Below are 20,045 nucleotides of genomic sequence, written 5' to 3' on the forward strand. Positions count from 1 at the left end.
GTCAGAACAGGGCGTCCGCGAGGCGGTCGACCTGGTCGACGTCCGAGGCCCAGCAGTACAGCACGACCTCGTCCGCGCCGATGTCCCGGAAGGCGTCGACGGCCGCGCGGATGTCCCGGGCGGTGGTGAGCAGGCCCTTGGTCATGTACTCGGCGCGCCCGGTGAAGGCGTAGTAGTCGCCGAGGTTGTGCCGGGCCCGCTCCACCGTGTCGTCGGGGCCGAGGGCGACGCTCGCCTGGGCGACCAGGCGCGGCCGGCCGGCGCGGTCGTACGTGCGCCAGACCTCCTCGACCTGGCGGAACAGGCCGGCCATGTGCGCGGCGGGCAGCGCGGCGCCGAGGAAGCCGTCGCCGAAGCGGCCGACCCGTTCGAGGGCGGCCGGGACGAAGCCCCCGAAGAGCACCGGCGGTCCGCCGGGCGTCGCGGGCCGGGGGCCGATGGGTCCGGCGCCCGGGGCGTACGGTTCACCCGCCCAGGTGCGGCGCAGCAGGGTCATCTGCTCGTCGAGGCGGCGGCCCCGGCGGTGGAGGTCGATGCCGGCGGCGAGGCAGTCGTCGGCCCGCCCGCCGACTCCGATGCCGAGCGTGAAGCGGCCGCCCGACAGCCGGTCGAGGGTCGCCGTCTGCTTGGCGAGCAGCGCGGTGTTGTGGACGGGCGCGATCAGCACCTCGGTCTGCAGGCGGATGCGGGAGGTGGCGCCCGCGAGTGCGGCGAGGGTGATCAGGGGTTCGGGGTTGTCGAAGACGAGCCGGTCGAGCAGACCGAGCATGCTGAAGGGGAGCGCGTCGGCGCGGCGCGCCCAGCTCGGCAGCAGGGCGGGGTTGTCGACGGGCAGGCCGAGGCCGATGTGCAGGGGATCCATGGAGCAGTCCTCCGGAGGGCATGACGGAACAGGGGCGCCGCCCCTCCGTGGCCCCGGGCTGCTGTGCGCGGGCCTGCTCCCCATCTGCGGCATCGTTCGGGAGAGCTTGGTCTTCGAAGTGCGATGAGCGTAACGGGCGGTGCGGCGCCCGGGCAACGCGGTTTCCCCGGAGCCGCCCGGACCCCGCCCGGCCCCCGTCCGGCTCCGCCAGGCCCCGCCCGAGCTTCCTAGAACAACCGGTCCGGTGCCGCCGCCCCCCGTTCGAAGTCCAGCAGGCGCCGCTTGCGTTCCAGGCCGCCGCCGTACCCCGTGAGGTCGCCGTTCGCGCCGACGACGCGGTGGCAGGGGACGATGATGCCGACCGGGTTGCGGCCGTTCGCGAGGCCCACCGCACGAGAGGCGGCCGGGTTGCCGAGGGCGGCGGCGAGTTCCCCGTAGCCGCGGGTCTCGCCGTACGGGATCTTCCGGAGCTGCTCCCAGACCGTGCGCTGGAACGGGGTGCCGTTCAGTCGCAGGCCGAGGGTGAAGTCCTTCAGTTCGCCGGCGAAATAGGCCTCCAGTTGCTCCTCGGCCTCGGCGAAGGGGCGTTCGTCGCGTACGCCGAAGGTCTCCTCGGCGGGGCGGTGGCGCTGGTCGGTCATGTAGAGGCCGCACAGGGCGCCGTCCTCGGCGACCAGGGTGAGTGCGCCGTAGGGGCTGTCGATCACGGTGTGCTGTTTCACGGTTGTGGCTCCGGCTCCTCGGACGGGCTCATACGGGCAGGAAGTTGATCGGGTGGTCGTCGGTCGCCCACAGGTACTGGACGGCGTACGCCCGCCAGGGCCGCCAGGCCGCCGACCGGGCGGTGAGCGCGGCCGGGGTGGAGGGCAGGCCCAGTTCCGCGGCGGCACGGCGGATGCCGAGGTCGGTGGGGAGGAAGGCGTCGGGGTCGCCGAGGGCGCGCATGGCGATGACGTCGGCGGTCCAGGGACCGAAGCCGGGCAGACCGAGAAGCCGGGCGCGGGTCTCGGCCCAGTCGCTCTCGACGCCCAGGCCGACCGAGCCGTCGGCCAGACGGGCGACCAGGGTGGTGAAGGTGGTGCGGCGGGTCCTGGGCATCGCCAGCGTCTCCGGGTCCACCGCCGCCAGCGCCCCGGTCGAGGGGAAGAGGTGCGTCAGCCCGCCCTCGGGGTCGTCCACCGGGTCGCCGTGCGCGGCGACCAGGCGCGCGGCATGGGTCCGGGCGGCGGCGGTGGACACCTGCTGGCCGAGCACGGCCCATACCGCGAACTCCTCCTCGTCGACCGTGCGCGGGACGCGTCGGCCGGGCGCCTTGTCGACGAGCGGCGCGAGCAGCGGGTCGGCGCGCAGCTGGTCGTCGATCGCCGTCGGATCGGCGTCCAGGTCGAGCAGGCGCCGGCAGCGGCTGATGGCGACGGTCAGGTCGCGCAGGTCGCTGAGGGTGAGGCGGCAGGCGACGTGGTCGGGGTTCGGGGTGAGGGCCACGATGCCGTGACCGTACGGGAGGCGCAGGGTGCGCCGGTACGCGCCGTCCCTCCACTCCTCCACGCCGGGTACGGCGGTGGCGGCGAGGTGGCCGAAGAGGTTGTCGGGGTTGAGCGGGGCGCGGAACGGGAGGCGGAGGGTGAGGGCGCCGGGGCTCGTGCTCGACGCGGTGCCGGGGGCGGGGCGGTTCCGGGGGGCGCGGGTGCGCAGTTCGCTCGGGGAGAGCGCGTAGACCTCGCGGACCGTGTCGTTGAAGGTGCGGACGGAGGCGAACCCGGCCGCGAAGGCGACGTCGGCCATGGGCAGCGGGGTGGTCTCGATCAGCAGCCGGGCGGTCTGGGCGCGCTGCGCACGGGCGAGGGCGAGGGGGCCCGCTCCCAGTTCGGCGAGGAGCTGGCGCTCGACCTGGCGGGTGCTGTAGCCGAGGCGGGCGGCGAGGCCGGGGACGCCCTCCCGGTCCACGACGCCGTCGGCGATCAGCCGCATGGCGCGGGCGGTGAGGTCGGCGCGCCGGTTCCACTCGGGAGAGCCCGGGCTGGTGTCGGGGCGGCAGCGTTTGCAGGCCCGGAACCCGGCCTGCTGGCAGGCCGCCGCGCTCGGGTAGAACGTCATGTTGCCGGGTTTGGGCGGCACCACCGGGCAGCTGGGCCGGCAGTAGATGCGGGTGGTCAGGACGGCCGTGAAGAACCAGCCGTCGAAGCGCGCGTCCTTCGACTGCACGGCGCGCACGCAGCGCTCGGTGTCGGTGTGCATTCCCGTCTGCATGTCTCCAGGATGGCCTGCGGGACGGCCGGGAGCTGGCGGGAATCCGACATGGACGTCACGCGTGCTGCGCTCTTGCGGATCACTCCTGCCGCCAGGCCGACTCGTGCAGCAGCCGCAGGCCGTTCAGGCCGACCAGTACGGTCGAGCCCTCGTGGCCCGCCACGCCGAGCGGCAGCGGAAGGTGGCCGAGGAGGTCCCACAGGACAAGGACGGTGATGAAGGCGCCGGCGACGGCGAGGTTCTGCACGACCAGCCGGCGTGCGCGCCGGGAGAGCCGTACGACGGCGGGTACGGCCGTCAGCTCGTCGCGGACGACGACGGCGTCGGCGGTTTCCAGGGCCAGGTCGGAGCCGGCCCGGCCCATGGCGACGCCTGCGTGCGCGGCGGCCAGCGCCGGGGCGTCGTTGACGCCGTCGCCGACGAAGAGCACCTTGCGCCCGGCCCGCTCCCGTACGGCCTCCACCTTGTCCTCGGGCAGCAGGCCGGCGCGGACGTCGGTGATGCCGGTCGCGTCGGCGACGCGGGCCGCGGCGGCCGCGTGGTCGCCGGTGAGCAGCACGGGGGCGGTGCCGGTGAGGGCGGTGAGCGCGGCGGTGGCGGGCGCGGCGTCGGCGCGGAGGCGGTCGGTGAGGGCGAGGGTGCCCAGGAGGACGCCGTCGCGGGTGACGCGGACGGTGGTCTCGGCGCCCTGCGGGGTGTCGGCTCGGCCGACGTGCACCGTACGCCCGTCGATCACCGCCGTCACCCCGCGGCCGGGAGCCGCCGTGAAGTCGTCCACGGGCGCGAGGTGCAGCCCCCTGGCACGGGCGGCGCTCACGATCGCGCGGGCCAGCGGGTGCTCACTGGGGTGCTCGGCCGCGGCGGCGAGAGCGAGGAGGGCGTCCTCGTCGACGCCGCACCCGGGCGAGGGGCGTACGGCGGTCAGCTCGGGGGTGCCCTCGGTGAGGGTGCCGGTCTTGTCGAGGGCGGCGGTGTCGGTCTCGCCGAGGCGTTCCATGGCGACCGCCGACTTGACCAGGACGCCGTGCCGCCCGGCGTTGGCGATGGCGGACAGCAGGGGCGGCATCGTCGCGAGGACGACGGCGCACGGCGAGGCGACGATCATGAAGGTCATGGCGCGCAGCAGGGCGTCCGTGAGGCCCGTGCCGGAGGCGAGGGGGATGCCGAACACCGCGAGGGTGGCGGCGACCACGCCGACCGAGTAGCGCTGCTCGATCTTCTCGATGAACAGCTGGGTCGGCGCCTTGGTGCGGGACGCCTCCTCGACCAGGGTGACGATCCGGGCGATGACGGAGTCGGACGGATCCCGTCCGACGCGCAGGCGCAGGGCGCCGGTGCCGTTCAGGGTCCCGGCGAAGACGTCGTCGCCGGGGCGCTTGAGGGCGGGCAGGGACTCGCCGGTGACGGTGGCCTGGTCGACCTCGCCGGTGCCCTCGACGACGGTGCCGTCGGCGCCGATCCGCTCACCCGGCCGGACCAGGAGCAGGTCGCCGACGGCGAGGTCGGCGGTGGGGACGGTCTCCTCGCCGCCGTCCCGCAGGCGGGTCGCGGTGGTGGGGGCGAGGTCGAGCAGGCCGCGCACGGAGTCGGCGGTGCGGGCGGTGGCCAGGGCCTCCAGGGCGCCGGAGGTCGCGAAGATGACGATCAGCAGGGCGCCGTCGAGTGCCTGCCCGACGGCGGCCGCGCCGAGCGCCGCGACGATCATCAGCAGGTCGACGTCCAGGGTCTTCCCGCGCAGCGCGTGCAGGCCTTCGCGCGCGGGCTCCCAGCCGCCGGCGGCGTAGGCGACCGCGTACAGCGGGCCGTACGCCCAGGCGGGTGCGCCGCCGAGGTCCAGCGGCAGGGCGAGGAGGAACGCGGCCAGCGACGCGAGCGCCCACCGGGCCTCCGGCAGGGCGAGGACGCGGGTGCGGCGGCGGGGTGCGCGCGGGGAGGGGGGCGCGGTCCGCGGAGCGGGGGCGAGGGTGGTGGACACGCGGCACACCATACAGGAACACATGAAGACTGATTCATCTGTTCATCCCCTTCGTTCATCCGTTCGTGTGCCGGTGGCGGGTGCGTAAGATGACCGCATGGGTCACGGAGCCGCCACCACCGCGCAGGACGCCGCCGGGCGGGTGCGCCTGGACGCGGACAACGTCGCGAAGGTCGCCACGACACTCCAGGCCCTGTCCACGCCGTCGAGGCTGCTGATCCTGGCCAGGCTGCGCGAAGGACCGCTCCCCGCGACCGAGTTGGCGGCGGAGGTGGGCATGGAGCAGTCGGCCTGTTCGCACCAGCTGCGGCTGCTGCGCAACCTCGGTCTGGTGGTGGGCGAGCGCAAGGGCCGTTCGGTGGTGTACGCCCTGCACGACCACCACGTCGCCGAGCTGCTCGACCAGGCCGTGTTCCACGTGGAGCACCTGCGGCTGGGCATCAGCGACACGGCGCGGTGAGCAGTCCCCGCATGGTCTCGGCCGCCCGCACGGCGGCGTCCGCGCAGCAGTTGTTGAACAGCACGTGCAGTTCGTCCGCCAGGCCGGCCGCGCGCCGCAGCCGGGGCACCCGGGCGGCGAGTTCGCTCACGTCGTAGTCGTGGCGGAAACGCTCCTCCTTGGTGCCCCTCCCCCACGCCGGGTTGCGTCCGTGGAATCGGACGACGGCGAGGGCGGGCCGGGTGACCGGCACGACGGGCGGCAGGGAAGCCGGCAGGCCCTGCGCCATGTCGGTGCCGACGGCCGAGGTTCCCAGAGCGGTGAGCAGGGCGTGGGTGGTCTCCGCCTGCTCCGCCTCCCACCAGCCCGGGTGCCGGAACTCCACCGCGAGCGGCCAGCCCTCCGCCCGCCGCACGCAGGCGTCGAGGGCCGCCTCGGCCCAGGCGCCGGGTGCGAACCACGGCGGGAACTGGAACAGCACGGCGCCCAACCGCCCGGCAGCGCGCAGCGGTTCGACCGCTTCGGCGAACCTTCCCCACACCTCGTCCAGCAGCGCGTCGCTCGCCTGCCCGCGGCCGAGCCACCCGCGCCCGTTCCCGCGCAGGTCGGCGGGGAGGGACTCGGCACGCGTCGGGTGGCCGGTCAGCAGCGAGAACGCCTTGACGTCGAAGCGGAAAGCCTCCGGCGTGCGCTCCACCCACAGCTCGCTGTTGCGGCGGCTGGGCAACGCGTAGTACCCGGCGTCCACTTCGACGACGGGCAGCCGCGACGCGTAGTGCCGCAGCCGCCCTTCGGCGTCCCGGCGTCCGCGCGGGTACCAGCCGCTCGCCACGAGCTGCCGGTCCGTCCACGAGCACGCCCCGACCAGAATGTCACCCATGGGAGCCCGGTTACCCCGGGCTCCCGTCCCGATCCGCCGCTACTCGGTCGCCGTCGGCCGCCGTGAGAGGCGCGTCGCGTCACGGACGTCGGTGAGCGGACGCAGCCGGTAGGTGTACGCGTAGTCCCGGTCGGCGAAGAGCTTGAACTCGTCGTGGGTGTGCGCGCCCCAGCTGTTGTCGCCGCCGACGCCCATCTGACGGTGGTTCAGGCGCAGGACGACCTCGTCCCTCGGGGTGAGCTGGTAGTCGTGCCGTACGCCGGCCGACAGGTCCTCGGGTGTGAAGTACGAGGCGTTGGCCTCCAGCAGGGGTTCGCCGGACGCCAGCAGGCCGACGCCGTGGCGGTCGGTGAGGGCGATCCAGCGGACGTCGGTCTTGTTGCCGTTCTCCTGCGGGCGGATGTACGGCGTCCACTGCTCGGCGACGGTCCCGGAGTACAGGCCGACGTCCGTACCGTCGTTGCGGTCCCAGTGGTTCTCCTCGGGGCCGCGGCCGTACCAGTGCACGCGGTCGAGGTGGCCCGGCAGGAGGAGCATCGTGCCGACCTCGGGAATGTACGGCAGGGTCGCGGCGCCCGGGTGCAGGGTGTTGTCGACCTTGATCTCGCCGTTGCCGAACACCGTGTAGGTGGTGCCGTACGCGGACTCCACCGAGGTGGGCAGCGTGCCGGTGACCTTGATCTCGACGGCCCGGTCGCCGAGCGCGCGCACGGCGACGCCGGTGACCTTCCGGCGGGCGCCCGCGTCGCGCCACGTCTGGTTGCGGGTGTGCTGGCCGTTGCCCTTGTCGTTGTCGGTGGGCGCGCGCCAGAAGTTGGGCACGGGCCCCGAGGTGATCAGGCGGGTGCCCTTCGCCTCGTAGGAGGTGATGGTGCCGGTGCGCTTGTCGACGGTGACCGAGAAGCCCTTGCCGGTGACCCGGACGTCGCGGTCGCGGTCCTCGTGGCGCAGGGCGGGCAGGCCCGTCGGGCGGGCCGGGGTCACGGCGGGCGCGCCGGCCTCGACGGGAAGCTGCTGCCGGGCCACCTCGAAGCCGGCCTTCGCCCACGGGGTGGTCTCCTTGGTGGTGAAGGAGAGGTGCAGGAAGTACTCGGTGCCCGGTTCCGGGTGGTCCGGCAGGCTTACGGGGACGGTGATGTCCTTGCTCGACCGCGGTGCCACGTCCAACTGGTCCCGGGTCAGCTTCCCCCGCCGTACGACCTGGCCGTCGGCGACGAGTTCCCAGTGGCCGTCGAACTCGCGCAGGTGGGTGAAGAGGTACTCGTTGGTGAGGGTGACGGCGCCCGGGCCGCCGCCGGTGCCGCGAGCGGCGTTGACCGCCTGGTAGACGCGCTTGACCTCGGCGGCCTTGCCGGTGTGGCCGCGGTCGGCGGTGACGATGCCGTCCGCGACGAAGGCGCCGTCGTTGGGGTTGTCGCCCCAGTCGCCGCCGTAGGCGAGGAACGTCTTGTCCCCGGGCCGCTTCTTCTCGGCCTTCACGGTCGCGGCGTCGAACCAGAACCGCACGCCGTCGTCGCCGGGGCCGCGGTTCTCGGAGGCCAGTTCGGCGGCGCCGAGGGCGCGGGCGTAGAGGCGGGCGCGCCGGATGGTGCCGCTGAACTCACGTACCTGCTGGTCGGCGTCGGTGGCGAGCGACAGGGGCGCGGTGTTGCTGCTGGGGCGCCGGTCGGTGGTGCGGGTGGCCCGTTCGACGCCGTCGACGTGGAGGGTCAGGGTCCCGGCGTCCGCGTCGAAGACGCCGGCGAGGTGGTGCTCGCGGCCGGTCCAGTCGTCCGGCACGGTCCAGTTCGCGGTGATCCACTGCCCCGCGGAGTGGATGAAGAACTCCAGGGTCCGGCCGTTCTGCTTCAGCGCGTACTGGGTGTCGCCCTTGGCGAGGATCGGCTGGTGGTAGCCCGTCACGTGCGGGGTGATCCAGGCTTCCAGGGTGAGCGAACCCGTGAGGTCGAGGCTGTCGTCGCGTTCGAAGACGGTGATGCCGGACAGGCCCCGGTCGCGGTCGAGGGTGCCGCGGGTGGCGAGGATCTCGCCGCGCAGCTGCGCGGGTCCGGCCTCGGTGAGCAGGGTGCGGGCGGGGACGGGCGTGTACAGGGACTGGTCGACGAAGTCCCAGATCCAGCCGCCCTGGAGCACGTCGTGGGCGCGCACGACGTCCCAGTACTTCTTGAAGTTGCCCGTCGAGTTCCCCATCGAGTGGGCGTACTCGATCATGACGTACGGCCGGGTGTCGGAGGTGTCGTTCGCGCGCTGCTCGACGCGCTGCGGGCTGTCGTACATCTCCGAGCGGATGTCGCTGACGCCGGGGCGGTCGTCGCCCTCGTACTGGATGACGCGGGTGGTGTCGTAGGAGCGGATCCAGTCGTGCATGGCGGTGAAGGTGGAGCCGCCGCCCGCCTCGTTGCCCAGCGACCAGATGACGACGGAGGGATGGTTCTTGTCGCGGTGCACCATGTTCTGGGCGCGGGCCACGCAGGCGGCGGTCCAGTCGGGATGGTCGCCGGGGTACTCGTCGCGGATGCCGTGGGTCTCCAGGTTGGTCTCGTCGACGAGGTAGAGGCCGTATTCGTCGGCCAGTTCCAGCCAGTACGGGTTGTTGGGGTAGTGCGAGGTGCGGACGCTGTTGATGTTCATCCGCTTGATGATCCTGATGTCCTCGACCATGTCCTCCCGGGTGAGGGCGGTGCCGCGGGAGGGGTGCATCTCGTGGCGGTTGGTGCCGCGGAAGGACACCGGCTCGCCGTTGATCCGCATCAGGCCGTCCTTGAGCGCGAACTCGCGGAACCCGACCCGGTGGGACAGGGTCTCCGTCACCTTCCCGGCGGGGTCGCGCAGGCGCAGTACGGCCGTGTAGAGGTTCGGGTGTTCGGCGGACCAGAGCGCGGGCTTCGGCACGGCCTTCGCGGCCCGTACGGTGACGTCCTCGCCCGCGCGTGCCTCGCCGACGTCGACGGGCTGCTTCAGCGGCCGGGACCAGACGGCGTGGCCGCGCGCGTCGTAGAGCTGGGTCTCCACGGTGTAGCGGCCGGTGCCGCCCTCGCCGTAGGCCCGCACACTCGCCGTGACGGCCAGCTCGGCGTCGGTGTAGTCGGCGTCGAGCGGGGTGTCCAGCTTGAAGTCGCGCAGGTGCACGGCGGGGGTGGAGTAGAGGTGGACCGAGCGGAAGATGCCGCTCAGCCGGATCATGTCCTGGTCCTCCATCCAGTCGCCGTCGGAGTAGCGGTAGACCTCGACGGCGATCTGGTTGGTGCCGGGCTTGAGGTGGTCGGTGACGTCGTACTCGGAGGGCGTGTAGGAGTCCTCGTCGTAGCCGACCAGTTCGCCGTTGATCCACACGTAGTGCGCGGACTTGACGCCCTCGAAGTGGAGGAAGGTGCGGCGGCCCTTCCAGTGGCGGGGCAGGGTGAAGGTGCGCCGGTACTGGCCGACCGGGTTGTAGCGGGTCGGCGCGGCGGGCGGCTGCGGTTCCTCGCCGAGCCCGTTGGGGCCCCAGTACGGGTAGGTGATGTTCAGGTAGATGGGGAAGTCGTGGCCGTGCAGCTGCCACACGGACGGGACCGGGATGGTCTCCCAGGCCCCGTCGTCCACGTCGGTGCGGTGGAAGTCGGCGTCTCGGTCCTCGGGGCGGTCGGCGTAGGCGAACTTCCAGGTGCCGTCCAGGCTCAGCCGGTAGGGCGAGCGGGCGCGGTCACCGGCGCGGGCCTGCTCGACGTTCTCGTAGGGCGTGAGCGTGGCGTGCGGTGGTTCGGTGCCGAGCCGGAAGACTCCGAAGTCGTTCCACTCCGGGGACTCGTCGGCCGCCGCTCGCCGTCCGGCCGCGTGCGCGGTGACGGGCGACGCGGAGAGGGCGAACGCGCCGAGGACGGCGGCCCCGCCCTCCAGGAGGCGGCGCCGGCTGACGACCGGGCGGGGCGGACGGGCCGGAGACTGGGTGGGTGACGCGGGAGAGTGCGGCATGACCGTGGCCTTCCGTGGGCTTCGGGGGCGGCTCAACACACGGTGCTTCGAACGCAGTTGGCGGTGGGGCGAACTCAACTGCGGGTGACGCGGTGACTACTGGATCAGGGTCACCCTAGGACTCGAACAGAACCGAATCAATTATCCCGTCGGAGTTTGTTCGTTCCTGGTGAGCAGGGCCACCCCCGGGACGACCGGTCAGGGAACCGGGCCCCTTGGGGCAACCAGGACTGCCCCGAGGGCTCCTGACCGGGCCCCGGCCACCACGTAACGTCCTCGCGTGAACCTGTGGACTTCCCTGGAGCCCGCGTCCGCGACCGTGGACCCCGGCAGCACCGCACGCGTACGGCTGCGGGTGCGCAACACCGGCGACGTGGTGGACGAGTACCGGCTGGAACCCGTCGGGGACATCGCGCCCTGGACGACGGTGGAGCCGCAGACCCTGCGGCTGTATCCGGGGACGACCGGGACGGTGGAGCTGACCTTCGCCCCGCCGCGCACGCCGGACGCGACGGCGGGCCCCAACCCGTACGCGGTGCGGATCACCCCGACGGAACACCCCGACGCGGTGACGGTGCCGGAGGGGAACCTCACGATCACCGCGTTCACCGAGGTCCGGGCCGAGCTGGTGCCGCCGGTGGTCAAGGGCCGCTTCCGGGGCCGGCCGCGGCTGGCGGTGGACAACCTCGGCAACACCAAGGTCACGGCGTCCGTCGCGGGCAGCGACACCGGCGACCACCTGTCGTACGAGATCCGGCCCTCGAACGTGCAGATCGAGCCGGGGCGCGCGGCGTTCGTGGAGACGACGCTGAAGCCGAAGCAGGTCATCTGGTTCGGTTCCAAGGAGGAACGGCCCTACCGGCTGGCGGTGCGCCGCTCCGGCGTCGATCCGACCGACGTCGAGGGCACGTACGTGCAGCGCGGCTTCCTGCCCCGCTGGCTGGCCACGTTCCTGGGCATCGCGGTGGCCCTGACCGTCGCGTTCGTGATGATCTGGATCGCCTACAAGCCGCAGGTCCGCACCAGTGCCACCGAGCAGACCCAGCAGGCCGGCGCCGCGCTCGCACCCAGCCCCAGCGCCAGCCCGCAGACGCTGCCCAGCGCCGCCGAGTCCGCGCCGGTGGAACAGCCGAAGGCGCAGCAGCCGGACGTGCCGGAGCCGGAGGACGACGGGGGCGGAGGCGGTGGAGGCGGCGCCGAGGCGCCGGCGCCCAGGAAGCCCGAGAAGGGGACCTCGGGCGGGGGCGCCGAGGAGAAGCCGGCCCCCAAGGCTCCGGAGCCCGTCGCCCCCGGCACGACGATCTACGGCCACGCCTCGGACCGCTGCATCGAGGTGGCGGGTCACAAGTGGCGGGACGGCGCACCGCTGCAGATCGCGGACTGCACCGGCAAGAACTGGCAGAAGTGGGACTTCCGGCCCGACGGCACGATCCGGTCGCTGGGCCTGTGCATGGACGCGACCTGGGGCGGCACCGCCAACGGAACGGTCGTCCAGGTGGCGGTGTGCAGCGGCAACCCGGCCCAGCAGTTCATCCTGGCCGGGCCCCGGGACCTGGTCAACGTGCAGGCCAACAAGTGCGTGGACGTCGTCGACGCGAACAACGCCAACGGCGCCGGGCTCCAGCTGTGGGAGTGCAACGGCCAGGACAACCAGAAGTGGAGCACGCGCTGACCCGGAGGGTACGCGTCGGCTCCTCGCCGGGGCCCGGCCCGCTCCCCCGGCCGGGCGGTCAGCCGGCGTACGCGGCGAACGCCTGGTGCGCCCGGTCGTCGAAGAGGACGAAGCGGACCTCGGTGACCGAGGTGCCGGTGGTCCGTACCGTCTCGACCGCGATGCGGGCCGCGTCGTCGAGCGGCCAGCGGTAGACGCCCGTGGAGATGGCGGGGAAGGCGACCGTGCGGGCGCCCAGCTCGTCGGCGACGCGGAGGGACTCGCGGTAGCAGGAGGCGAGGAGGCCCGAACGGTCCTCGGTGGTGCTGTGCACCGGCCCGACCGTGTGGATCACCCAGCGGGCGTCCAGGTCACCGGCGGTGGTGGCGACCGCGCGGCCGGTGGGGAGGCCCTTGCCGAGGTGTCCCGCGCGGAGCCTGCGGCACTCCGCCAGGATCTCGGGCCCGCCGCGCCGGTGGATGGCACCGTCGACTCCGCCTCCGCCGAGGAGCGAGGAGTTGGCGGCGTTGACGATCGCGTCGGCGTGCTCGCGGGTGATGTCGCCCCGGACGAGGGTGAGGGTGGGCATGGCGGTCCTCGCTCGGCTCGGTTCCGTGGGGGTCAGGTCTGACGGAGTCTGCGCCAGACGGCCTTCGCCGCGTTGTGGCCGGACATGCCGTGGACGCCGGGGCCCGGCGGGGTGGCCGACGAGCAGATGAAGACCGCCGGGTGCGGGGTCGCGTACGGGAACAGGGAGAGCTTGGGGCGCAGGAGGAGCTGGAGGCCGGAGACGGCGCCGGAGGCGATGTCGCCACCGACGTAGTTGGCGTTGCGGGCGGCGAGCTCGGGCGGGCCCGCGGTGGCGCGGGCGAGGACGCGGTCGCGGAAGCCGGGGGCGAAGCGCTCCAGTTGACGCTCGATCGCGTCGGTGAGGTCGCCGGTCCAGCCGTGCGGGACGTGGCCGTAGGCCCAGAAGACGTGCTTGCCGGCCGGGGCGCGGGTGGGGTCGACGACGCTGGGCTGCACCGTGATGAGGAACGGCCGCTCGGGCGCGCGGCCGGTGCCCGAGGCCGCGTCCAGGGCGGCGCCGATCTCCGTGCTGTCGGCGCCGATCTGCACGGTGCCCGCGCCGCGGGGTTCCTCGGCCGTCCACGGGACGGGGCCGTCCAGCGCGTAGTCGATCTTGAAGACGCCGGGTCCGTACCGGTAGTTCGCGTAGTGGCTGCCGAGGCCGGCGATGCGGGCCAGGGCCGTGGGCGAGGTGTCGAAGACGTAGGCCCGCGCGGGCGGCAGGTCGTCGAGGCGCTTGACCTCGTAGTCGGTGTGGACGGTGCCGCCGAGGTCCGCGAGGTGGGCGGCGAGGGCGTCGGAGATCGCCTGGGAGCCGCCGCGGGCCACGGGCCAGCCGCGGGCGTGCGCGGCCAGTGCGAAGACCAGGCCTATGGCGCCGGTGGCGAAGCCGCCGAGCGGTGCCATGACGTGCGCGACGAGCCCCGCGAAGAGGGTCTTGGCCTTCTCGTCACGGAAGCGGCGCATCAGCCACGTCGACGGGGGCAGACCGACCAGTCCGAAGCGGGCCAGGGTGACCGGGTCGCGGGGCAGCGCGCTCAGCGGCAGCGACATGAAGTCCCGGGCCAGGGTGTCCCACCTGGGCAGGAAGCGCTCGACCAGCCTGCGGTAGGTGCCCGCGTCGCGCGCTCCGAAGGAGGCGGCCGTCTCGCCGACCGACCGGGACAGCACGGCGGCCGAGCCGTCGAGGAAGGGGTGCGCCATGGGCAGGTCGGGGTGCAGCCACTCCAGGCCGTACCGCTCCAGGGGGAGGTCGCGGAAGGCCGGCGAGTTGATGCCGAGCGGGTGCGCGGCCGAGCAGGGGTCGTGCCGGAAGCCCGGCAGGGTCAGCTCCTCGGTGCGTGCCCCGCCGCCCACGGTGCCCCGCGCCTCGAACACGGCGACCGAGAAGCCCCGGCGGGCCAGCTCCACCGCAGCGGTCAGTCCGTTCGGCCCCGCACCCACCACGACCGCATCGAGCATCGACGGCACCTTCGGACCCCTTCGTCAGCCGATGGCCACTGGGGATCAGGATATGCCCGGGGTCCGGCAGCGCGCGGTCGCGGGGCACGGCCCGCGGCGGCCCGTGGGATCACACCGCCCCGCCCGACAGCAGGGCCACCACCCGGCGGGCCGTGGCCGCGTCGCGCGCGGCGGTGAACGGCAGGGCGTTGCCCCCGGTGATGCGGAAGGGCTCGCCCGAGCGGGTCAGGTGGGCACCGCCCGCCTCCTCGACCAGGAGGAGTCCGGCCGCGTGGTCCCACGCCGCCTCCCAGGAGAAGGCGATGGCGTCGGACTCGCCGCGGGCGACGGCCAGGTACTCCAGGCCGGCCGAGCCGCAGGGGCGGGGGGCCACCCCCGGGGTGCGCAGGGCGAGCAGGTCGCGCTTCTGCTCGTCCGTCGTGTAGTCCGGGTGGGAGGTGGCGACGCGCAGGTCGCGGCCGGGCTCGGGCGGTCCGGCGTACAGCCGCTCACCGTCCAGGTAGGCGCCCCGGCCCCGGACGGCCGTCGCGAGCCGGTCGTCGACCGGGGCGTAGGTCCAGGAGGCGTGCACGACGCCGTGCCGGGCGAGCGCGATCAGCGTGCAGAAGCCCTCCTCGCCGCGCACGAACTGCCGGGTGCCGTCGACCGGGTCGATGATCCACACCGGCGCGTCGGCGCGTATCGCCTCGTACGAGGCGGGGTTCGCGTGGACCGCCTCCTCGCCGACGACCACGGAGCCCGGCAGCAGGTCGGCCAGGACCTCCGTGAGGTACAGCTCGGCCTTGCGGTCGGCGTCGGTCACCAGGTCGTGCGGGCCGGCCTTCTGGTCGACCTCGTGCTCCGCGAGACGGCGCCAGCGCGGCATGATCTCCTGGGCGGCGGCCTTGCGGACGGCGGCCTCCACCGCGTCGGTGTGCCGGGCGAGAAACTCGTCGATGGTTTCGTTGTTCTCGATCATGGCTCCATGAGAGCACGCGCCACTGACAATCCCCACCCTGCCGGTGTACTCCGGGTGGAATCGGCGCGAACACCCGGTGCCCGCGATCGCGGGGGGGGGCAGGAAAGAAAGGGCCGGCGGCGGACCGCGTCGTCCGGCCCGTCGTGTCCGTCAGCGGCCGACCGCGTAGCCCTGCATGCCGCGCGGGTTCGCCGCCGCCGACAGCACGCCCGTCTCCGGGTCGCGGGCCACCGCGCACAGCCGGCCCTCGGACCACGCCTCGCCCACCGTCACGTCGTGCCCGCGGCGCCGCAGCTCCTCGACGACCTCCGCCGGCATGCGCGACTCCACGGTGACGGCGCCCGCCCGCATGCCGCGCGGGAAGAAGGAGCCGGGGAAGCTGTCGTTGTGCCAGTTCGGGGCGTCGATCGCGCCCTGGAGGTCGAGGCCGCCGCGCACCCGCTCGCGCAGCGCGACGGCGAGGAAGAAGTGCGTCTGCCACTGGTCCTGCTGGTCGCCGCCGGGGGTGCCGAAGGCCATCACCGGCACCCCGTCGCGCAGGGCGACGGAAGGAGTGAGCGTGGTCCGCGGACGGCGGCCCGGCGTGAGCGAGTTGGGCAGCCCCTCCTCCAGCCACGTCATCTGGAGCCGGGTGCCGAGCGGGAAGCCCAGCTCGGGCACGACGGGGTTGGACTGGAGCCAGCCGCCGCTGGGCGTGGCCGAGATCATGTTGCCCCAGCGGTCCACGATGTCGAGGTGGCAGGTGTCGCCGCGGGTCCCCCCGTCGGCGGCGACGTCCGGCTCCCCCGGGACCGGGGACGTCGGGCTCTTGGCGACCGTCGGCTCGCCGACCCCCAGGGCGTCGAGGCCGGCCCCGTCCACGGCCGCGACGAGGGCGTGCGCGCTGAGCCGCGGGGTGCGCCCGCCGGGCGAACCGGGCCGCAGTTCGAAGGACGCCTTGTCGCCGACGAGTTGCCGCCGCGCCGCGTTGTACCCGGGCGACAGCAGCTCGCCGAGCGGCACCCGTTCCGCGCCCTCGGCGTCCCCGTACCAGGCCTCCCGGTCGGCCATGGCGAGCTTGCAGCCCTCGATCAGCAGGTGGACGTAGTCGGCGGAGCCGTGGGCGGGCAGCTCGGGCGGGAGCAGCGCCAACTGCTGGAGCAGGACGGGCCCCTGGCTCCACGGGCCGGCCTTGCACAGGGTCCAGCCGTTCCAGTCGTACGTGACGGGGGCCTCGTAACGGGCCGACCAGCCGGCCAGGTCGGCGGCGGTCAGCGTGCCGGTGTGGTGCTCGCCGCTGGTGTCCAGCGTGGGCCGCCCGGCCTGCCGGACGAGGGCCTCGGCTATGAACCCGGAGCGCCAGATCTCCCGCGCCGCGTCGATCTCCGCCTCGCGGCCCCCATCCCCTCCCCGCGGGCCGCGGGCCTCGGCGAGCAGCCGCTTCCAGGTGGCCGCGAGGGCCGGGTTGCGCAGCAGCTCGCCGGGGCGGGGCGGGCGGCCGTCCGGCAGGTAGACCTCGGCGGAGGACGTCCACTCCGTCTCGAACAGCTCCCGGACGGTCTCGACGGTCTCGGCGACGCGCTCCACGGGCGCGTGCCCGTGCTCCGCGTAGCCGATGGCGTACTTCAGCACGTCGGCGAGTGACCTGGTGCCGTGGTCGCGCAGCAGGAGCAGCCAGGCGTCGAAGGCGCCGGGCACGGCCGCGGCGAGCGGTCCGGTGCCGGGGACGAGATCGAGACCGAGTCCCTGGTAGTGCGCGACGGTCGCCCCGGCCGGCGCCACACCCTGGCCGCACAGCACCCGCACCTCGCCGCCCGCCGGGGCGAGCAGGATGGGCACCTCCCCGGCGGGCCCGTTGAGGTGCGGCTCGACGACGTGCAGCACGAAGCCACCGGCGACCGCGGCGTCGTAGGCGTTGCCGCCGTCCTCCAGCACCGCCATGGCCGACTGCGAGGCCAGCCAGTGGGTGGAGGAGACCATGCCGAAGGTGCCGCTCAGGGTGGGGCGAGTCGTGAACTGCATGCCTGACCTCGGTGCTCGGTACGTCGACGGCCCGTACGACAGCGGAACGGGCCCGCGGGAGGGGACCGGGGAGGACGGGTACGGGACCCGCCCTTCCACGCAGCCCCGCCTTCACCGCCACCCCCGGGTCAGGCTGCCGGCGCCGGCCGCTGCCGCAGGCAGCGTAGATCCGCGCCACCGGCCGACGCCACCCTCCTCATCAGGTCGGACGCGTTGTCCGGCAGACGACGACAGCGTCCTGCCCGGCTCGTCAGGTGCGCGGCACCAGGTGGTCGCCGGCGATGCCGGACTTCTCGGGGCGGTAGTAGTCCCTGATGGCGTCGGCCCAGGTGGACACCCGCACGCGGTCCTCACCGTCCGGGCCGAAGGCGTCGAAGAGGGCCTCGATGTTGGGCCGTGCGAAACCGATCGCGATCATCAGCGCGACGAACTCGGGGCGGGCGACGAAGCCGTCGCCGTCCGGATCGCCCATCGCCGCGAGGGCTTCGGCGAACTCGTCCACGGCGGCTTCGAACCGCTGCGGGTTGAGGACGACGGAGGTGAACTCCTCGGGGCTGACCCGGCCGTCGCCATTGGCGTCCAGCTCGGTCAGGAGCGTTTCGCCGTAGCGGCGGAAGGCACCGGTGAGCCTGTCCTTGACGGCCTGCTGCGCGGCCGGTACGGCAGCCACCACGCGGTCGCCCATCAAGTCGAAGTCGGCGCGCTCCAGGTAGCCGTTGCCATCGGCGTCGAAGAGGGAGAAGACCAGCTCGATGCGGTCGGTCGCCTCGGTGGTGGGCACCATGGTGCACCCTGCCTTTCTTCGGGTCCTTGCCGTCGGAATGCGCCGGGGAGCTGCCCCGGCGGCCGACCCCACTATCCAGTTCTCCCGGCCGCTCCAGCGGCGAACAAGGGCCCTTCACACACGAACGGGGGGAAACAGGGGATCCATGCATGAAACGGGCCGGGCCCTTCACGCCGGTCGCGTCCGGTCCGCGAACACCCAGCGGTTGCCTCCCAGGGCGTCGTTCTCCTCGGGCAGCGGTCCACGTCCGTGCAGGCGGGTGAAGTCGAAGGGGGTGCGGACCGACGCGGCCCAGCCCCTGCCCGTCAGACGAGCCGCGGAGTCGGGCCGCGGCTCCCGGCTGAACAGGTCGAGCAGGTCGATGCCGAGCTGTCGGCGCGTGGACGTGTACAGCGGACTGTCCCGGTACGCCATCAGGTCCTTCTCCAGCTTCACTTCGTAGGCCAGGGCGCTGCCGGGCGCACTGAGCCGGTCGACCGTGTCGATGAGCGCGGTCTCGGCGGCATGGGGAAGGTAGAACAGCAGGCCCTCCACCAGCCACGCGGTGGGGGTCGCGGGGTCGAAGCCGGCGGCCGTCAGCGCGCCGGCCCAGTCGGCGCGCAGGTCGGCCCCGATCGGCACGCGCGCCGCTCCGGGGTCGGCCGACAAGGCGTCGAGGACCTTGTGCTTGAAGGCGAGGACTCCGTTCCTGTCGATCTCGAAGATCACGCAGTCGGCGGGCCAGTCGAGCCGGAAGGCCCGGGTGTCCAGTCCGGCGCCCAGCAGCACCACCTGACGGATGCCGGCGGACCGGACCGACCGGAGCAGGAAGTCGTCGAGAACCCGGGTACGCAGACCGAAGTAGCGGGCGAAGCGTCCCCAGAGCGGGCTCCGGTCCCCGTCCGGAGCCTGCTCCAGGCGGACCGGCCAGTGCGCGGACGCGGACGCGCCCAGGACGAAGTGCTCCGCGTAGACGTCCTGGGCGAGGCTGTCGGGGCGGTGGGTCTCGATCGCCCGCGCCGCGGCGACCAGGAGGGCGGTGAGCCCCACTCCTCCCTCCACGCCGTCCGTACCGGTGCTGAGCGGTGCCGTGTCGGCCATGCCTTCTCCCTCGTGAAGTCGTGTGGGTCGGGCGTCCGTCGGAGGCGCCGGCCGGGTGGGCGGCGGTGCGGCGTGCTCAGTGCCGCCGGCCGTCCGGGACCAGGACGGGTTTGACGACGCGGCCCGTCTCGCAGTCGTGTTCGGCCTCGTTGATGTCGGCGAGCGGATAGGTGCGGATCAGCTGGTCGAAGGGGAAACGCCCGGACTGCCAGAGCCCGGTGAGGCGGGGGATCAGCACTCCGGGGACGGCGTCGCCCTCGCAGATGTGGGAGATGCCGCGCCCCCGGTCCAGGGTCCCCACCTCGAGCGGCAGGGTGTCGTGGAGCCGTGCCACGAGGCCGAGCCGGCCGGTCGGACGCAGCGACCGGAGCGCCTCGTTGATCAGCCGGGGGGACCCCGTGGTGTCCAGCGCGTACGCCGCTCCCCCGCCGGTCAGCCGCAGGATCCGGTCGGACGGTCCGGCCGGTGCGGCGGGGACCGGCAGGGCGTGGAACCTCTCGGCGAGGGCCAGCCGCCCGGGGTGCCGGTCCACGGCCACGGTCACCGCGCCGGCTGCGTGGGCCGCCATCACCGCGGCCAGGCCCACCGCGCCCGCGCCGAAGACGGCGAGAGTGTCACCGGGGCCGACGCCGAAGGAGTTGAAGACGGCACCGGCACCGGTGAGGAAGCCGCAACCGAGCGGTCCGAGCAGTTCGAGGGGCAGTGAGGGATCGACCCGAACGGCGTTGCGGGCCGGGACCAGCGCGTACTCGGCGAACGACGACTGGCCGAACCAGCGGGGAGCCAGGGGCCTCCCGCTCGCGTCGGTGAAGCGTGCGGCGTGCTCCTCGCGCCCCCCGAACAGGTTCAGCGAGGCGAACGAGTCGCAGTAGGCGGGGGCCGCGCCCAAGCAGTTGCGGCAGTGCCCGCAGGAGTCGAAGCTCACCACCACATGGTCGCCGGGGCTCAGGCCGGTGCCGGTGCCTCCCGTCTCCACCACGACCCCGGACCCCTCGTGGCCGAGGACCGCCGGCAGCGGGGAGCGGCCGGCCGAGCGCCGCACCGCGAGGTCGGTCCGGCACATCCCGCAGCCCGCGATCCGGACCAGGACCTCCCCCGCGGCCGGCCCCTCCGTCAGCGCCACCTCCTCGACGGTGAACGGTTCCTCGTACGCACGCAGTACCGCCGCGCCGAACCTCAC

The 20,045-nt window shown here is 73.7% G+C and carries 15 protein-coding genes; 2 read left to right on the forward strand and 13 right to left on the reverse strand.

Annotated features, from left to right (window positions below; all coding sequences use genetic code 11):
- Position 1: 1 nt before the first annotated feature.
- The 4 genes from ACIBCJ_RS13475 to ACIBCJ_RS13490 form a co-directional block, all read right to left on the reverse strand.
- Positions 2-853, reverse strand: coding sequence for an LLM class flavin-dependent oxidoreductase (locus ACIBCJ_RS13475; RefSeq protein WP_365978470.1), 852 nt, complete (start codon positions 851-853; stop codon positions 2-4).
- Positions 854-1,089: 236 nt separating this feature from the next.
- Positions 1,090-1,584: a methylated-DNA--[protein]-cysteine S-methyltransferase gene (locus tag ACIBCJ_RS13480; protein ID WP_362093586.1), complete on the reverse strand. Its 495-nt coding sequence runs from the start codon at positions 1,582-1,584 to the stop codon at positions 1,090-1,092.
- A 28-nt stretch (positions 1,585-1,612) separates the two neighbouring features.
- Positions 1,613-3,100, reverse strand: a complete 1,488-nt coding sequence (locus tag ACIBCJ_RS13485; protein ID WP_365978471.1) for an AlkA N-terminal domain-containing protein — start codon at positions 3,098-3,100, stop codon at positions 1,613-1,615.
- Between the two features lie 91 nt (positions 3,101-3,191).
- The gene (locus ACIBCJ_RS13490; protein ID WP_365978101.1) at positions 3,192-5,099 is read right to left on the reverse strand and encodes a heavy metal translocating P-type ATPase; all 1,908 of its coding nucleotides are present in this window, start codon (positions 5,097-5,099) and stop codon (positions 3,192-3,194) included.
- An 85-nt stretch (positions 5,100-5,184) separates the two neighbouring features.
- On the opposite strand from ACIBCJ_RS13490, the gene ACIBCJ_RS13495 reads away from it, so the two are divergent.
- On the forward strand, positions 5,185-5,547 hold the full coding sequence (locus ACIBCJ_RS13495; protein ID WP_133889307.1) for a metalloregulator ArsR/SmtB family transcription factor: 363 nt from the start codon (positions 5,185-5,187) through the stop codon (positions 5,545-5,547).
- Here ACIBCJ_RS13495 and ACIBCJ_RS13500 read toward each other — a convergent pair.
- Both ACIBCJ_RS13500 and ACIBCJ_RS13505 read right to left on the reverse strand, forming a co-directional pair.
- Positions 5,528-6,406, reverse strand: a complete 879-nt coding sequence (locus tag ACIBCJ_RS13500) for a DUF72 domain-containing protein (protein WP_365978102.1) — start codon at positions 6,404-6,406, stop codon at positions 5,528-5,530. The genes ACIBCJ_RS13495 and ACIBCJ_RS13500 overlap by 20 nt on opposite strands.
- A gap of 39 nt (positions 6,407-6,445) precedes the next feature.
- Positions 6,446-10,360 (reverse strand): glycoside hydrolase family 2 TIM barrel-domain containing protein, encoded by a 3,915-nt coding sequence (locus ACIBCJ_RS13505; RefSeq protein WP_365978103.1) that lies wholly within the window; start codon positions 10,358-10,360, stop codon positions 6,446-6,448.
- A gap of 280 nt (positions 10,361-10,640) precedes the next feature.
- Between ACIBCJ_RS13505 and ACIBCJ_RS13510 the strand changes: the two genes are divergently transcribed.
- Complete coding sequence (locus ACIBCJ_RS13510) at positions 10,641-12,032, forward strand: ricin-type beta-trefoil lectin domain protein (RefSeq protein WP_362504609.1); 1,392 nt, start codon at positions 10,641-10,643, stop codon at positions 12,030-12,032.
- 58 nt (positions 12,033-12,090) lie between these two features.
- Here the strand turns inward: ACIBCJ_RS13510 and ACIBCJ_RS13515 are convergent, their stop codons facing one another.
- The 7 genes from ACIBCJ_RS13515 to ACIBCJ_RS13545 all read right to left on the reverse strand — a co-directional run bounded on the left by ACIBCJ_RS13515 (position 12,091) and on the right by ACIBCJ_RS13545 (position 20,045).
- On the reverse strand, positions 12,091-12,600 hold the full coding sequence (locus ACIBCJ_RS13515; protein ID WP_365978104.1) for an O-acetyl-ADP-ribose deacetylase: 510 nt from the start codon (positions 12,598-12,600) through the stop codon (positions 12,091-12,093).
- Positions 12,601-12,632: 32 nt separating this feature from the next.
- Positions 12,633-14,042 carry an NAD(P)/FAD-dependent oxidoreductase gene (locus tag ACIBCJ_RS13520; RefSeq protein WP_365978105.1) on the reverse strand — a complete coding sequence of 470 codons (1,410 nt, stop codon included), beginning with the start codon at positions 14,040-14,042 and terminating at the stop codon, positions 12,633-12,635.
- 109 nt (positions 14,043-14,151) lie between these two features.
- Positions 14,152-15,000: an inositol monophosphatase family protein gene (locus ACIBCJ_RS13525; protein WP_365978106.1), complete on the reverse strand. Its 849-nt coding sequence runs from the start codon at positions 14,998-15,000 to the stop codon at positions 14,152-14,154.
- Positions 15,001-15,150: 150 nt separating this feature from the next.
- The gene (locus ACIBCJ_RS13530) at positions 15,151-17,001 is read right to left on the reverse strand and encodes a gamma-glutamyltransferase (protein WP_365978107.1); all 1,851 of its coding nucleotides are present in this window, start codon (positions 16,999-17,001) and stop codon (positions 15,151-15,153) included.
- 250 nt (positions 17,002-17,251) lie between these two features.
- On the reverse strand, positions 17,252-17,785 hold the full coding sequence (locus ACIBCJ_RS13535; RefSeq protein ID WP_362093559.1) for an EF-hand domain-containing protein: 534 nt from the start codon (positions 17,783-17,785) through the stop codon (positions 17,252-17,254).
- Between the two features lie 168 nt (positions 17,786-17,953).
- Positions 17,954-18,865, reverse strand: coding sequence for a class I SAM-dependent methyltransferase (locus tag ACIBCJ_RS13540; RefSeq protein WP_365978108.1), 912 nt, complete (start codon positions 18,863-18,865; stop codon positions 17,954-17,956).
- A gap of 76 nt (positions 18,866-18,941) precedes the next feature.
- A complete protein-coding gene (locus tag ACIBCJ_RS13545; protein ID WP_365978109.1) occupies positions 18,942-20,045 on the reverse strand; it encodes an NAD(P)-dependent alcohol dehydrogenase in 1,104 nt (367 codons plus the stop codon).

Source organism: Streptomyces sp. NPDC051136 (genome assembly GCF_044455745.1).
GTDB lineage: Bacteria > Actinomycetota > Actinomycetes > Streptomycetales > Streptomycetaceae > Streptomyces.